The following is a 14,925-nucleotide window of genomic DNA, read 5'->3' as shown; positions in this document are numbered from 1 at the left end:
AAAGTTTTCTTAATAAAATACTGAACATGAAATAAATCCCTAAAAATAAAGGCTTGTGATATTAAATCAGTATTTTTGCAGTGTTTTAGATTATTTTCCATGCAAACTCCCTTAAAAATTGCTGTAGTGGGATCCGGACTCGTAGGATCTCTGTTAGCAATATACCTAAAAAGAGCAGGGCACACAGTACATGTTTATGACAGGAGCCCGGATATACGAACTGTAGAGTTTTCAGGACGTTCCATTAATCTGGCAATGTCGCACAGAGGATGGAGAGCGCTCGATGATGTAGGTTTGGGAGAGGAGATAAGGAAAATAGCAATCCCAATGGAAAAACGTGCTATCCATGCAATAGGAGAGCCGCTTAATTTTCAGTACTACGGGAAAGACGGTGAAAGTATCTACTCTATTTCACGCGGACTGTTAAACAGAAAGATGGTTACCCTGGCAGAGGAAGAAGGTGTTAAGTTCTTTTTTGAAACAAAAATATGGGATGTAACCCTTCCTGATGCGACCCTTCATGCGGGTGAGACGGAAAGAGGGGAGTGGAAAGAACTTCAGTATGATAAGGTTTTTGGTGCCGATGGTGCTTTTTCAAGAATCCGTCACAGGATGCAAAGACAAAGTATGTTTAATTACTCTCAGCAGTTTTTAAATACCGGTTACAAAGAGCTAAATATACCTGCAAATCCCGATGGCACTCATAAGCTTGATAAAAATTCACTGCACATTTGGCCAAGAAACGATTTTATGTTAATCGCTTTGCCAAACCTTGACGGTAGTTTTACCTGTACGCTTTTCATGCCTTTTGAAGGAGAAAACTCGTTTGAAGCTTTAAAGGACAGGGAGACTCTTGAGAAATTCTTTGCCGATTATTTCCCTTCTACCATTGATGTGATACCTGAACTGGTTGAAGATTTCTTTAAAAACCCTACCAGTACACTGGTTACTATGAAATGTTATCCTTGGACGTATTCTGATAAAGTTGCTCTTATAGGAGATGCATGTCATGCAATTGTGCCGTTTTATGGTCATGGTATGAATGCCGGTTTTGAGGATATAACAATACTTAGCCAGTTAATGGAACAGTATGGTGACGATTGGGATACTATATTTAAAGTGTACCAGGAAAGCCGTAAGCCAAATGCCGATGCGATAGCCGAACTGTCTTACCGTAATTTTATGGAGATGAGTTCTAAAACCATAGACGATAAGTTTCTTTTACAGAAAAAAATAGAAAAATGGTTTTCAGACAGGCATCCTGATAAATGGCTTCCGTTATATAGTAGGGTGACATTTAGTTACAGGCCGTACTCTGAAGCTCTTGAGATAGGGGATAGGCAAAAAGCCATTATGGATGAGGTGATGCAAATTGATGATATAGAAAATAAATGGAATACTCCCGAAGTGGAGCAAAAAATAATAGAGCTGCTTAAATAAGCAGCTTTTTTTATGCTTCGCGGTTAGCAGCTTCTATTGTAAAGGCAGGTGTACACACGGCTATATATTCACAGGGCTCATCAAAAGGGTTGGAGTATTGTACTCTGGTATTCTTCATTATTTTGATTGACTGGCCTGCTTCCAGTATTATTTTCTCATTATTAATAATAAACTGTTTCTTTCCTTTTATTATATAAGTGTATTCGTCGAATTCAGGAGTCTGAAAAGGTTCGCTCCAATGCGGCGGGGCTATCATGTGGGCTATAGATATGTTACTGTCTCCGTTTGAGGCATTTCCAAAGTGTTCCTCTATAAGTTTACCGTCATTTGTAGGTACTACAAACGGTTTTTTTTGTGTAAAATATTGTTTCATAATGAGTTATTTTTTAATTAAAATATAGGGTGCTGTTAGGTGATTTGACGTTTTAGTTGTAAATTTATAAAACAAGTACTACAAAACGTTCTTTATTTAGGGTAATAATGTGTTAGTTTGAGCATTAATTTCGTGAAAAAAAACTATTTTACAATGCGTGCACAATAAAAACGGGGGATTTATGTTATTTATACGTAATCTATATAAATTTAAAGGAAATACTAATGAAACACAGATTTGTAAGTGAAAAAATAGAAATTGTTTAAATTGAGCCCTTAATTTGGGTGTTTATGAATCTTTAAGGTTGTGATAATTTAATGTTAAGAAACGAGAAAAAAAATCATTTTATTTTTTTTTATCTCCTAATAATATAAATTTGCCAATCTTATTTTAAAAAGTAAAAAAATAACAATAAGAACTATTATTAAAAATCAAAAAAACTAAATTTTTAAAAGAAATGGCAAACGCATCTATTCAGAAGGAAAAAAAAGAAGGTGGATCTAAAGGGTCAAATGTTTTCGCTGCATTAACAATTGTATTGTGTATCGTAATAGGTATACTTGTATGGAGATACATAATGGGTGCTCCGTCAAACTTCGAAAATGAAGAAGAAATAATCAAGCTTGGTGCTGAGGCTGGTCACCCAAAACCGGGTAACTATCTTGGAATGGTATATAAGGGAGGTTATGTAGTACCTGTACTTATGGGACTTTTCCTTATGTCAGTTGTATTCTCAATTGAGCGTTTAATTTCAATTTCAAAAGCTGCTGGTAAAGGTAACGTAGGTGCTTTTGTTGAAAAAGTACAAAAACAAATCAGTAATGGTAACATTTCTGAGGCTATGGCTGAGTGCGACAAGCAACAAGGTACTGTTGCAAATGTTGTAAAAGCAGGTTTATTAAAATATGAAGAAGTTAAAAGAGAAGGTTTTGACAGCGAAAGAGCTGAAGCTGCTATCCAGCAGGAAATCGAAGAGGCAACTTCTCTTGAAATGCCAATGTTAGAGAAAAACTTAGTGGTTATCTCTACTCTTGTGTCAATTGGTACGTTAGTAGGTCTTCTAGGTACGGTAACAGGTATGATTAAAGCGTTCTCTGCTCTTGGTGCAGGTTCTACTCCGGATTCAGCTCAGCTGGCAAACGGTATTTCTGAGGCGCTTATTAATACTGCAACAGGTATCTCTACATCTACAGTAGCGATTATCGCTTATAACTCATTTACTTCTAAAATTGACAAGCTAACTTACTCTATCGATGAGGCTGGTTTCACAATCGTTCAAACTTACAGAAGGTTTAGAGCGCGTGCAAACAACGCATAATTGATAAAAAGAGTTAAGTTTTAATAATAGTGTAAGGTTTAAAAGTGTGCGACTGCGCACACTTTTTTGCCCTTTACATGTAAGCTAAAAATTTAAGAATGGCTAAAGTAAAAGTTTCTAGAAAAAGTACAAGGATTGACATGACCGCGATGTGTGATGTGTCCTTTCTTTTGCTTACCTTCTTTATCCTTACAGCTACGGCAAAAATGCCAGATCCGCACCCTGTGGATGCACCGGCTTCAACCGTACAAACAAAGTTGCCTGAAGATAACCTGGCAACAATTACTGTAGGTGATAACGAAGTTTTCTTTAACGTATTAGGTAAAGAAGTAAGAAGAAAAACCTTAGAGCGCATTTCGGAAAAATATAATATTCCTTTTACAGAAGAGGAATATACTAGTTTTTCTTTAATGGAAGGGTTTGGTGTTCCTGTTAATAAGCTTAAAGGTTTATTGAAAATGAAACCGGCTGAAAGAAATGAGCCTGGGCTTCAAGAAGGGATACCGTTTGATACTATTAATGATCAGTTAAGTGACTGGGTTAAGTTTTCACGTGAAGCTTCAAGAGAGTTTCTTAACGAAGAGATTAATAGTGGTAAGAAAGATGTTAAGTATGTTGACCTTGATATCGCCATTAGAGGTGATGCCGATGAAGACTATACTACTATTAAGAGAGTTATAGATATCCTGCAGGAGCAAAAGAAGAATAGATTCTTCCTGGTAACAGGTTTACGTGATGAAGATTTTTAATATTATAAACTATAATATAAAATGGCAGAATTAAATACCGGCGGCGATGGCGGCAAGGGTGGCAAAGTAAGAAGTAAGAAATCGAATCCGGGGGTAGACCTTACAGCAATGGTTGACCTTGCATTCCTTTTGATTACCTTCTTCATGCTTACCACATCGTTATCAAAGCCACAGTCTATGAATTTGGCTATGCCAGATAAAAACCCTGAGGATACTACTACAACAGAAGTTCCTGATGATAGATCTCTTACTATTCTTATGGGTAAGGATAATACACTTTTGTGGTATTTAGGTCAGTTTGATGAGCCTCTTGTGGCTCCGTCAGCTACACAATATGGAAAAGATGGTATCCGTCAGGTTTTATTACAGCGTATTGCTTCAGTAAAGTCTGTATATGGAGAAGACAAGGATAAAGGACTTATAGTAATTATTAAGGCAAGTGATAAAACACACTATAAAAACCTTGTAGATATTCTTGATGAAATGGCAATTACCAATGTACAGCTTTATGCTATTGGTGATATATCTAAGCCGGAAGTGGAATTGTTAGAGGAAAAGGGAATGTATTAATTCCTGTTTTTTGCTAATCAAAAAATATAAATTATGTCTAAACTTAATATATTCAAACAAGAATGGATTGACATAGTTTTTGAGGGCCGTAACAAAAAATATGGTGCTTACAAACTAAGATCAGAGAATCCAAAGATAACGGTGAGAGCCTTCTTTATCGGTGCAGCCCTTTTTGTTTTCTTAATTTCACTACCTAAGATTTATGCAGCTTTTGATAACTTAGTTGGTAAAAAAGATAAACAGGAAACTATCGATAAGGTGATTGAGGTAATTGATTTACCACCACCACCAGTAGAAGATGTACCGCCACCGCCACCACCGCCACCGGTAGAAGAGGTAAAACAAGCCCCTAAATCGGTAGTTGAAGAGGTGAAATTCAAGGAGCTTGAGGTTAAGAAAAAAGAAGAGATTGTTGAAGAACCACCAAGAACAGAACAGTTTGAAAAAGCTGATCCAAGTTCAAGAAATGCTGAGGCTAGCCCAACAGGTGATATCGTAATTGGTACTCCTGCAGGAGATCTTGATAAAGGTGTAGAGCCGGAAGATACAAATGTATATAGTACAGCAGGTCTTCAGGTACAACCTGAGTACCCTGGTGGTATGAAAGCTTTTTATGACTATGTAAACAATAACTTCAGAATACCTGATGTTGACAGAGATATGACTGCTAAAATTTATCTATCTTTCGTAATTGAAAAAGATGGTTCTATGAGTAATATCAAAGTTTTAAGAGATCCTGGATACGGTATGGGTAAAGAAGCTATCCGTGTTCTTCAGTCAATGAAGAAAAAATGGTCTCCAGGTGTTCAGAATGGTAAAAATGTAAGGGCTTCATTTACACTGCCTATTACAATTAACATCAGATCATAAATTAAAATATAAGAGATGCTTTCACAACGTAGAAACTCTCAAAGAGAAAAACAGAAATCGCTTCACAAGCGATTTCTGTTTGTTTTTGGCTTATTCTTCTTCTTAATGTATTTGGGCTTAGGCCTTATGATAATTTTTTGGAAAACTTTACCTTTGCCGTTATCATATAACCAAAGGATGGCTTTAGGAGTTGTACTTATAGTATATTCAGCTATACGTTTTATAAGGCTAAGGCAAAAATACAGTTAACCAAAAAAGAACTTCAATGAAAATTATAAACAAATACACATTCATTTTCTTTGCTGCTGCATTAGTAGTTGTATCGGTTGTTTATTCCTGTAAAGAAAAAAATGAAAATGGTGAGGAGGTAATTGAAGAAACTCTTACATCGGGTAAAACCACTTTGGTTACAGATAATACGGTTACGCCTATTATCGAAGATGTACTGGCTGTTTTTCATAGCGTTTACACACGCGCCGAAATTACACAGATAAATAAGCCACAACAGGAAATTATAAATGCGCTTTTACAGGACTCTATTTCGGTTGCTGTTTTATCCCGAAAATTAACTGCTGAGGAAGAAAAGCACTTTACTAACAGAAAGATTACACCAAGAGTGACAGAGTTTGCTAAAGATGCTATAGCTTTGTTATCTAATAATAAAAGAAATGATACTGTAGTTAAGCTTGAAGATGTATTAAACATACTGAAAGGTAAACCTACAGGGAATATTAAAAGTTTGGTTTTTGATAATCCGGGTTCAAGTACGCTTGAATATATGAAGCAACTTGCCGGAATTGATAAATTACCACAAGAAGGTATTTATGCGTTTAAAACAAATGAAGACGTTATTAAATATGTTCATGATAATGATGGTGCCATAGGAGTTATAGGTATTGACTGGATTGTACAGGCACCACCACACCTTACACAATATATTAATGAAATTACAGTTTTAGCAGTGGATAATGCTGAGGCTGACAAGGGTGAGGAAAAATATTATAAACCTAACCAAAGTAATATAGCTACAGGCGATTACCCGTTAATACGAACACTTTATGTGGTGAATTATCAAGGGCGCCAGGGTTTAGGCATGGGTTTTGACACATATATAAGTGCGCGTGAAGGACAAAGGATAATTTTAAAGTCCGGTCTTTTACCAAATGATATACCAACGAGAGAGATATCTGTTCGTAAAAAGTTATAAATTAAGAAGAAAAGTAATATTATATATTTAAAAAGGAGAATTAAAATGAAAGAATTAAAAATCATTGGCTTGTCATTATTGGTTTTCGGTACAGCTAATGCGCAGGATGCAGAGCAGGCTTTGAAGGCGATTGATGCCGAACAATATCAGAAGGCCAAAACAATTTTAAAATCTTTAATTGCATCAGATTCTGACGAGGGTAGAAACTACTTTCTTTTAGGAGACGTATATCTTAAACAAACAGAGCAGGATTCTGCTGCTATGTATTTCAATAAAGGTGTTAAGGTAAAACACGACCCTGAGTACAATACAATTGGTCTTGGACAAATTGATTTAAATAAAGGAAACACATCGGCTGCAGAAGCTAAATTCAAAGCGGTTAAAGATGAGTTAAGAAGAAAAGATGTTGAGCAGCTTATTTATATAGGTAGAGCTTACATTGAATCTGATAACCCTGATTATAAAAAAGCAATTGCTGTATTAAACCAGGCTATTGAAAAAGATTCACAATCAGCACAGGCATACCTAAGTTTAGGTGATGCTTATGTAGGAGATAAAAACTATAACGAAGCTTACAAAGCTTACCGTACAGCATCTAATCTTGATTCAAGTCTTCTGAGAGCAGATATACAGCTTGGTGTAATTACTAAAAATACCGGAGCTGCTTTCCCTGAAGCTGTTGCTGCATTTAACAAAGTAATAGCTAAAGATGCTAACTATGGTCCGGCTTACCGTGAGCTTGCAGAAACATATTACCTATGGGGTGCTTATGAGCCAAAAAAATATAATGAGAATATAAAGAAAGCTTTAGAGTACTATGAGAAGTATATGACGCTTACTGACTACTCTCTTAACTCACGTATGAGACATGCTGATTTCCTTGTACTTGCAGGTGACTATAAAGCTCTTGAAGAGGAAGCTAACAAAATGCAACAGTTAGACAAGGTAAATCCTAGAATTTTACGTTACCTTGCTTACTCTGCATACGAGAACGGTAACTACGAACAAAGTATTAAAGCTATGACCGACTTTATTTCTAAGGTTGAGCCTAAGCGTGTTATTGCAAGAGATTACCTTTACTTAGGTTTGGCTGAAATGGCTTCTGTTATTAGTGAAGATGAACAGGGTAATACAATTATTACAGATCAGACTGTGTTTGATAAAGCAATTACAGATATTAAAGCTTCTGCTGAAAAAGATATCGAAATTACTAACCAGTTTAACGCTATTGGAAAAAAATTATTCGGACAAAAATTATACGGTCCTGCTTCTGTAGTGTTTGAAGTTGCTACAACAAACCCTGATAACAGAAATCTATTCTATGATAACTTCTATCTGGCTTACTCAATTTACTTTGATCATTTAAATAAGTCGCCGGAAGCTCAGGCAGAAAATGTAGAACAACTTCAAAAAGCTGATGTTGCCCTTGACTATGTAATCAAACTTTCTCCGGATGCTCAGGATGCTTTCTTATACAAAGCGAGAGTAAATCAAAGAATAAAAACAGATGAGTCATACCAAAAAATGGTTGAGGCTTATAATGAGTACATCAGGATAGTTGCTGAAAAAGGTGATGCAGAAGTTGCAAAACAAAAAGCTAACCTTATTGAGGCTTACTCTAACGCTGCTTCTTATTATGCGGTAACAGAGAAAGAAAAAGCTATTGAGTACTATAATAAAGTTTTAGAGCTTGATCCAAACGACGGGTATGCTAAAGGTGAATTAGAAAGACTTCAGTAATTTGCTACTTTTAATATTGAAAAGCCGACAGTTAACTGTCGGCTTTTTTTATGGATTTTATTACACTGATTTTTTTATACGTATCTTTGCCAACTATTTTAAATTATAATGCTTAAGAAAGATATACAAATAGCAGTAGAGAAAGGGGTAATGCTTCCGCTTATGGAAGAATTTTATACCATTCAGGGAGAGGGTTACCATACAGGAACTGCGGCCTACTTTATTCGTGTAGGTGGATGTGATGTGGGGTGTCACTGGTGTGATGTTAAAGAAAGCTGGAATGCTGATTTACACCCGCCAACCCAAATTGAGGCTATAGTAGATAACGCAGCTAAGTATGCTAAGACTATTGTAATTACCGGTGGCGAACCATTAACATGGGATATGGGACCGTTAACCGCAGGCTTAAAAGAAAAAGGATTAAAGATACATATTGAAACTTCGGGAGCCTATCCCTTAACAGGTACTTGGGACTGGATATGCCTATCACCAAAAAAAACAAAACTACCTGTTGATGAAGTTTACAATAAAGCTCAGGAACTTAAAGTTATAATCTACAACAAGCACGATTTTGTTTTTGCTGAAGAACAGGCCGCAAAGGTGAACAAGGATGCGATTTTGTTTTTACAGCCTGAGTGGAGTAAGAAAGAGGAAATGACTCCGCTTATCGTAGATTATGTAATGAGCAATCCTAAATGGAGGGTGTCTTTACAAACACATAAATATTTGAATATTCCTTAATTTATAATAAATAATAACCAATGAAAAAATTGCTTTTAATTTTCGTTTTTATCCTTTCAGCAAACTTAGTTTCTGCTCAGGACGATGCTTTTAGAAACGATGTAAAGAAACTAATTGAAATGACAGGGTCAACTTCTCAAATTGAAGTGGCTAAAAAACAAGTAGTAGGTATGATTCCTGCAGATAAACAAAAAGAGTTTTTAAAAGAATTTGACGAGTCTTTAAAACCTGTGTTTAAAACGATGGAAGATTTCTATATTGAGAACTATACTCATCAGGAAGTAAAGGAAATCATTAAGTTTTATGAAACTCCTGTAGGTAAAAAAATTACCGCTAATGCAGGAGCGCTTACAGAGGCTTCATTACAGTCTATTCAGGAATGGAGTATGTCACTACAAAGTATGATAATGAAATACGCTCAATAATGATGTGTTAATTTATACATAGAAAAGTCCGGTAGTGTTACCGGACTTTTCTATATTGCACCTATTAATAATAACATCTTACCAATGAAAAAAATAATTTTAAGCGGATTACTGCTTTTTTCTTTTTTTACTGTTACTGCGCAAAGTGATCTTTTTAAAGAGGATGTAAATAAACTTATAAAAATAACTGTTGGCACTTCTGATATGGCTATGCTAAGGAAGAACTTTTCCCAAAAGATGGATGCTAATGAAAAAGAGAATTTTTATAAGGAATATGATGCTGCTGTTTTTAGCTTTTTAGCTGAAATAGAAAAGTATTATATGGAGCATTATACTCATGATGAAATAAAACAATTACTGGATTTTTATAATACGCCTACAGGTAAAAAGTTCCTGAAAGATAAAAGATATGTTGTGGAAAATGACTTTCCTTCAGAGTTTAAACTAAGTATGGAAATTTATCAGATGAAAAAGAAAGAAAAAAACACAAAGAAAGATTAAGGAACTAAGCGTTATGAAAAAAATACTTTATACAGGTTTACTGCTATTAGTTACATTATTTGCTAAGGCACAGGATAACGATTTTAAAAAAGATGTTAAACAGCTTATTAAATTAATGGGAGTGCCTGAACAGGTAGAATATACCCGTGAGGATGAGATATTGTCTGTTAGTCCTGAAAAAGAGGATGTATTTACTAAACAGTTAGATTCTTTGTTATTAGTTTACAATGAAAAAGTAGAGCTGCATTTTCTTGAGAAATATACTCACGATGAAGTAAAAGAAATAATACAGTTTTACAAAACTCCACTTGGGGAAAAACTTGTAAAAGAGAATAAGGGTTACATTTTAGTCTATAATGATGCAAAACATATGTATTATGAAAAACAGGGTGAAATTTTGTATTTTATTAGAACAGGTAAGTATAAAGAAAAAGAGGAAGAATAATTAAGCATTACAAGCTAAGTTTAGCAAGATAATCAAAATGTTCCCCTTCTAATATAAGTTCGCAGTTCAGGCCATTGGCATGGGCTGCGTTTTGCATTGTATTATAATCAATATAAAGCCAGTCAAACTGTTCCTCTTTTTCCCCTTTATATGTAATTGAGAAGGTTAGTTCTCCATAATAGTCGGTATCAGTTGGGATCCATTTACCTCCGTCCTCATCTTCATCAAACATATAAATAATGTCAGATGAATCGATCAATATTTGTCCACCCGGATTAAGTAGCGATTTAAGTTTCTCAAGATACTGAGTTATGTTTCTCAGTTTACCGAAAATTCCGGTGCCGTTCATTAAAAGAATGATTGTGTCATACTTTTCATTATCAAGTTCAAGTACGTTAATAGTGCGGCAATCGTTTATACCTCTAAGTTTACAGGCCTCAATCGCATTAGCCGATATATCTATAGCAGTAACATTAAGTTTTTTGTCATTTTGAAGGTAAAGACTATGGCTCCCGGCACCGCAGCCTACATCCAGTATGCGACCTCTACACAATGAAAGTGCCTTTTGCTCTGTTTTTGGCATTTGCTTATAGCTTCTAAACAAATAGGCAATGCTCATTTCATCTTCTTCAGATATTGATGTTTCCGTTATAATATCCTCAGGAAAATTATTGGTTTGATAATCCAGTATCGCTTTGCCAAAAAGGTCTTTCATTTTTTTATACTTTTGCTGCTTACTATAATATGATTTGTGTGATGGAGAAATTTTTACAACAGCTTCCAAAACTTGCCAAAGATAAGCATAACGAGAACAAAAAGTTTTTTGATAAGCTGAAAAAGAAAGCTCCAAAAAATATGGATTACATTATGCAGGATTTGCATGACAGGGAATTTGGAAGAACAGACTGCCTTACCTGTGCAAATTGCTGTAAAACTACAGGGCCATTATTTACGACAGCTGACATTGAAAGGATTGCAAAACACTTTAAAATGAAGCCTCAACAATTTATTGAAAAGTATTTAAGAATAGATGAGGATAATGATTATGTGTTGCAAAGTGTGCCATGTACTTTTCTTGATGCCGAGAATTATTGTATGATATATGATGTAAGACCTAAAGCATGCAGGGAGTTTCCGCATACTGACAGGAAAAAATTTCAGCAAATAGCGAATCTAACCCTTAAAAATGTTGCTATTTGCCCCGCAGCTTATAATATTGTAGAAGAAATGAAAAAGAAAATCGTTTAATTAAATATGAAAACACCTCAAAGACTTTTGTTGCTATATGTGCTGGCTTTTTTTATATCATTATCACTGTTATTCATAAACAGTGATTTGATTGATGCGAGCTGGACAGCAAAAATGTTCGAAGTATTAAGTGTGTCACTAGTACTCTTTATAATTTTTGCAATACTACACGCAATTGTATGGCTGATAGTAAAAATTATAAAATCAATTAAAGTAGAAAAAATAAAAAAGCCCTCCGGTAAATAGGAGGGCTGTTGTTTTATTAAGCGGCAACTTCTTCATGATATTTAATTTCACTTATAATATCCTGTATGTGCTGTATTTTTTCATCTATATATTCCAGTAGGGCATCTATATTTTCTTTTAACATCGTGAAAAACTCGATTACCTCATTGATGTAACCTTTTGCTTTATCAATCATCCCTACGATGTATTGTATAACGTTGTCTATTGTTTCTGCTATATTCATGGCTTATTTTTTTAGGTTAATACTTAGCAGAAAGTTACAAAACAATTACAGCAAGTAAAAGTACTTTGTAAAAACATTAAGAATTGGCAACAACTTATTTATAAATAAGGTATTTTTTTCTTGTTTGTTTAAAGTTGTTAAGTCCCTGTTCCCAGCTTTTTCTTATTTCAGTTTCGCTAGTGCCGTTCTCAATTTGTTCCTGGAGCTTTTTAGTTCCTGCCAGTTTAGTGAAAAAAGAAATAAAGAATTTTGATTTGTCTTCGGTTTTGCTGTAGGCTTCAATAAGCCATTTTAACTCCAGTTTTTTTGGTTTTTCTACGTCGGTTAAATCTTTACCAAAACAAACTTTACCATTATACATAGGGTCTTTAGCTCCTTCGTTTGGAGATGGAGTAAAACTGAACTTAGTTTTTGGTAGGAAAGGAGATCCATATACCTGAAACTGTTTGTTAGTGCCACGCCCTACACTAACATTTGTACCTTCAAAAAAACAAAGACTTGGATACAAGCTTATTGATTGGTCATTTGGTAAGTTAGGCGAAGGCTTTACCGGTAAATGATATTCGATATCTCTGTTGTAATTTAAACATGGTATTACAGTAAGATTGCATTGAATACCATTTTTTAGCCATTTTTCACCATTAATCATTTTTCCGTACTCACCAATTGTCATTCCGTGTAATACAGGTATAGGATGCATACCCACAAAACTGGTATATTCTTTTTCTAAAACAGGTCCGTCAACAATACTGCCGTTAGGGTTAGGTCTGTCTAGCACTATTAACTGTATGTTATTTTCGGCGCAGGCCTCCATTACATAATGTAGTGTAGATACATAGGTGTAAAAACGAGCCCCTACATCCTGCAGGTCAAAAAGTATAATATCGATTCCGGCAAGTTGTTCCGCTTTAGGCTTCTTATTGTTTCCGTAAAGTGATATAATAGGTAGTCCGGTTTTCGTGTCTTTTCCGTCCTTAATATGTTCGCCTGCATCAGCAGTACCTCTAAAGCCATGTTCAGGAGCATATATCTTTTTTAGACTTACTTTCTTTTCAAGTAAAAAATCAACAACATGTCCGGTTTCTCCATTGTTAATTATAGTACCTGTCTGGTTGGTAACAATACCGACGTTCTTTCCTTCAAGTAACGGAAGATATACAGAATAATTTTCTGCTCCGGTTTTTATTTCGGTTAGCAACTGATTCTCCTTATAAGATATCTCCGTCTGTTTCTTTTGGGCTTCCGGTTTTGCTTTTTGTACCGAAACCGAATTTCCGCAGGAACCAATCAGTATAAATGAGAATAAAAATGTATTTTTGAGCAAAGAAAAAGATACCATACAAATTGAATTTAGAATATTTTATAGCCAAAAGGCTGATTACTTCAAAAGACCATAAAAGTAGTATTTCGGCACCAATAATAAAAATAGCAATTACTGCAATAGCTATTGGTATTATAATGATGGTGGTATCTATAGCTACGGGTGTAGGGCTGCAGGATAAGATACGTGAAAAGATATCTGCTTTTAACGGACATATAATTATATCCAACTTTGATGACAACCAGTCGGAGGTGAGTGTAGAGCCTATCAGTATTAATCAGGATTTTTATCCGGAGTTTAAAACCGTACAGGGAATTAACCATGTTCAGGCTGTTGCCTCTAAGGCCGGTATCATAAGGACAGAAAAAGCTTTTGAAGGAATTATCTTTAAAGGTGTAGGGCAGGACTATAAATGGGATAACCTTGAAGAGTATCTAAAAGAGGGGAGAATTCCAAACCTTAAAGAAAACCTTAATGAAGAAGTTATACTGTCAGAATATATGGCAAACCGACTTCAGCTTAAAGTAGGTGATAGGTTTAGTACCTATTTTATGAAAGAGGACGGAAACAGTATGCCTAATCTTAGAGTGTTTGAACTGGTAGGGATTTACAATTCCGGTTTTCAGGAATTTGATGCCTCAATAGTAATAGGAGACATAAGGCATGTACAGCGTATTAATAAATGGAAGAAAGATCAGGTGGGGTCTTTTGAGGTTTTTATTGATGATTTTGATATGATAGAGGAGAAGGGCGAGGAAGTATATGCTACAATACCGCCTACACTCGATAGTCGCACTATAGAAAATAAGTATATCAATATTTTTGAATGGTTAAAGCTGTTCGATTTTAATATTCTTCTTATAATAACTATTATGATAGTGGTTTCTACCATTAATATGATAGTTGCTTTATTGGTACTTATACTGGAGCGTACTCAAATGGTAGGGATGCTTAAAGCTGTAGGGGCACCAAACTGGTCAATCAGGAAAATATTTTTGTACAATGCAGCCTATCTTGTGGTAAAAGGACTTATTTGGGGTAATATAATAAGTATAGGTTTGCTTTTAATTCAAAAATATTTTGGAATAATTAAGCTACCGCCGGAAAATTATTATGTAACAGTAGCGCCGGTTAGTATAAATGTGCCGTTTATTTTAGCGGTAAATGTTGGCACAATATTAATTTGTCTACTTTTATTACTTGTTCCGTCCTATATAATAACTAAAATTTCCCCGGTAAAAGTACTTCGTTACGAATAATAGATTGAGAAATTAATAAACTATATATGTTTTAAAAGGCTCTTTTTGAAAAAAAAGAGCCTTTTTTGATTTTTGGACGAAAATTTTCTAAAATCAGTTAACCATACGTCAGCAAAAAGTGATTTTTTTTTAGAGTATCAAAACACATCTATTCAGTTAGTTATAAAATAAGGTTAAAAAAACATTAAAAAAACAGTACTAAAAGTTTGTAAAAGTAGAAAAGATGGCTACTTTTGCACCCGCAATAAC

General features: G+C 34.8%; 17 protein-coding genes. 13 read left to right on the top strand and 4 right to left on the bottom strand.

The annotated features are described in order from the left end of the window. The first annotated feature begins 99 nt into the window (after nucleotides 1-99). Nucleotides 100-1,440 (top strand): FAD-dependent oxidoreductase, encoded by a 1,341-nt coding sequence (locus V3Z67_RS06335; protein WP_330442511.1) that lies wholly within the window; start codon nucleotides 100-102, stop codon nucleotides 1,438-1,440. 10 nt (nucleotides 1,441-1,450) lie between these two features. On the opposite strand, the gene V3Z67_RS06330 is transcribed toward V3Z67_RS06335, so the two are convergent. Next, on the bottom strand, nucleotides 1,451-1,813 hold the full coding sequence (locus V3Z67_RS06330) for a cupin domain-containing protein (protein ID WP_330442510.1): 363 nt from the start codon (nucleotides 1,811-1,813) through the stop codon (nucleotides 1,451-1,453). Nucleotides 1,814-2,270: 457 nt separating this feature from the next. Between V3Z67_RS06330 and V3Z67_RS06325 the strand changes: the two genes are divergently transcribed. The 10 genes from V3Z67_RS06325 to V3Z67_RS06280 all read left to right on the top strand — a co-directional run bounded on the left by V3Z67_RS06325 (nucleotide 2,271) and on the right by V3Z67_RS06280 (nucleotide 10,379). Beyond that, nucleotides 2,271-3,131 carry a MotA/TolQ/ExbB proton channel family protein gene (locus V3Z67_RS06325; RefSeq protein WP_035133862.1) on the top strand — a complete coding sequence of 287 codons (861 nt, stop codon included), beginning with the start codon at nucleotides 2,271-2,273 and terminating at the stop codon, nucleotides 3,129-3,131. A gap of 98 nt (nucleotides 3,132-3,229) precedes the next feature. Continuing rightward, nucleotides 3,230-3,880, top strand: coding sequence for an ExbD/TolR family protein (locus V3Z67_RS06320; RefSeq protein WP_330442509.1), 651 nt, complete (start codon nucleotides 3,230-3,232; stop codon nucleotides 3,878-3,880). A 21-nt stretch (nucleotides 3,881-3,901) separates the two neighbouring features. After that, entirely contained in the window at nucleotides 3,902-4,450 is a 549-nt protein-coding gene (locus tag V3Z67_RS06315) for an ExbD/TolR family protein (protein WP_330442508.1), read from the top strand. 33 nt (nucleotides 4,451-4,483) lie between these two features. Beyond that, nucleotides 4,484-5,320, top strand: a complete 837-nt coding sequence (locus tag V3Z67_RS06310; RefSeq protein WP_330442507.1) for an energy transducer TonB — start codon at nucleotides 4,484-4,486, stop codon at nucleotides 5,318-5,320. 265 nt (nucleotides 5,321-5,585) lie between these two features. Next, complete coding sequence (locus V3Z67_RS06305; protein WP_330442506.1) at nucleotides 5,586-6,527, top strand: PstS family phosphate ABC transporter substrate-binding protein; 942 nt, start codon at nucleotides 5,586-5,588, stop codon at nucleotides 6,525-6,527. Between the two features lie 45 nt (nucleotides 6,528-6,572). Beyond that, nucleotides 6,573-8,267 carry a tetratricopeptide repeat protein gene (locus V3Z67_RS06300; protein WP_330442505.1) on the top strand — a complete coding sequence of 565 codons (1,695 nt, stop codon included), beginning with the start codon at nucleotides 6,573-6,575 and terminating at the stop codon, nucleotides 8,265-8,267. 108 nt (nucleotides 8,268-8,375) lie between these two features. Beyond that, nucleotides 8,376-9,008 (top strand): 7-carboxy-7-deazaguanine synthase QueE, encoded by a 633-nt coding sequence (locus tag V3Z67_RS06295; protein ID WP_330442504.1) that lies wholly within the window; start codon nucleotides 8,376-8,378, stop codon nucleotides 9,006-9,008. 20 nt (nucleotides 9,009-9,028) lie between these two features. Next, nucleotides 9,029-9,433, top strand: coding sequence for a DUF2059 domain-containing protein (locus V3Z67_RS06290; RefSeq protein ID WP_330442503.1), 405 nt, complete (start codon nucleotides 9,029-9,031; stop codon nucleotides 9,431-9,433). Nucleotides 9,434-9,517: 84 nt separating this feature from the next. Then, nucleotides 9,518-9,934 carry a DUF2059 domain-containing protein gene (locus tag V3Z67_RS06285; RefSeq protein ID WP_330442502.1) on the top strand — a complete coding sequence of 139 codons (417 nt, stop codon included), beginning with the start codon at nucleotides 9,518-9,520 and terminating at the stop codon, nucleotides 9,932-9,934. Between the two features lie 13 nt (nucleotides 9,935-9,947). Beyond that, entirely contained in the window at nucleotides 9,948-10,379 is a 432-nt protein-coding gene (locus V3Z67_RS06280; protein ID WP_330442501.1) for a DUF2059 domain-containing protein, read from the top strand. A 7-nt stretch (nucleotides 10,380-10,386) separates the two neighbouring features. On the opposite strand, the gene V3Z67_RS06275 is transcribed toward V3Z67_RS06280, so the two are convergent. Continuing rightward, nucleotides 10,387-11,094 (bottom strand): class I SAM-dependent methyltransferase, encoded by a 708-nt coding sequence (locus V3Z67_RS06275; protein WP_330442500.1) that lies wholly within the window; start codon nucleotides 11,092-11,094, stop codon nucleotides 10,387-10,389. A gap of 41 nt (nucleotides 11,095-11,135) precedes the next feature. Here V3Z67_RS06275 and V3Z67_RS06270 point away from each other — a divergent pair, with 41 nt between their 5' ends. Beyond that, nucleotides 11,136-11,627 (top strand): YkgJ family cysteine cluster protein, encoded by a 492-nt coding sequence (locus V3Z67_RS06270; RefSeq protein ID WP_330442499.1) that lies wholly within the window; start codon nucleotides 11,136-11,138, stop codon nucleotides 11,625-11,627. A gap of 262 nt (nucleotides 11,628-11,889) precedes the next feature. On the opposite strand, the gene V3Z67_RS06265 is transcribed toward V3Z67_RS06270, so the two are convergent. Together V3Z67_RS06265 and V3Z67_RS06260 are read right to left on the bottom strand one after the other, a co-directional pair. Further along, complete coding sequence (locus V3Z67_RS06265; RefSeq protein ID WP_035133838.1) at nucleotides 11,890-12,096, bottom strand: hypothetical protein; 207 nt, start codon at nucleotides 12,094-12,096, stop codon at nucleotides 11,890-11,892. A 94-nt stretch (nucleotides 12,097-12,190) separates the two neighbouring features. Continuing rightward, on the bottom strand, nucleotides 12,191-13,435 hold the full coding sequence (locus tag V3Z67_RS06260) for an exo-beta-N-acetylmuramidase NamZ family protein (RefSeq protein WP_330442498.1): 1,245 nt from the start codon (nucleotides 13,433-13,435) through the stop codon (nucleotides 12,191-12,193). A 5-nt stretch (nucleotides 13,436-13,440) separates the two neighbouring features. Here V3Z67_RS06260 and V3Z67_RS06255 point away from each other — a divergent pair, with 5 nt between their 5' ends. Further along, on the top strand, nucleotides 13,441-14,676 hold the full coding sequence (locus tag V3Z67_RS06255; RefSeq protein WP_330442497.1) for an ABC transporter permease: 1,236 nt from the start codon (nucleotides 13,441-13,443) through the stop codon (nucleotides 14,674-14,676). Nucleotides 14,677-14,925 lie beyond the last annotated feature (249 nt).

It is taken from the genome of Flavobacterium sp. C4GT6 (genome assembly GCF_036347315.1).
Lineage (GTDB): Bacteria > Bacteroidota > Bacteroidia > Flavobacteriales > Flavobacteriaceae > Flavobacterium.
The sequence above is the reverse complement of the archived record's forward strand: the minus strand, read 5'-3'. Positions and strand labels throughout refer to the sequence as shown.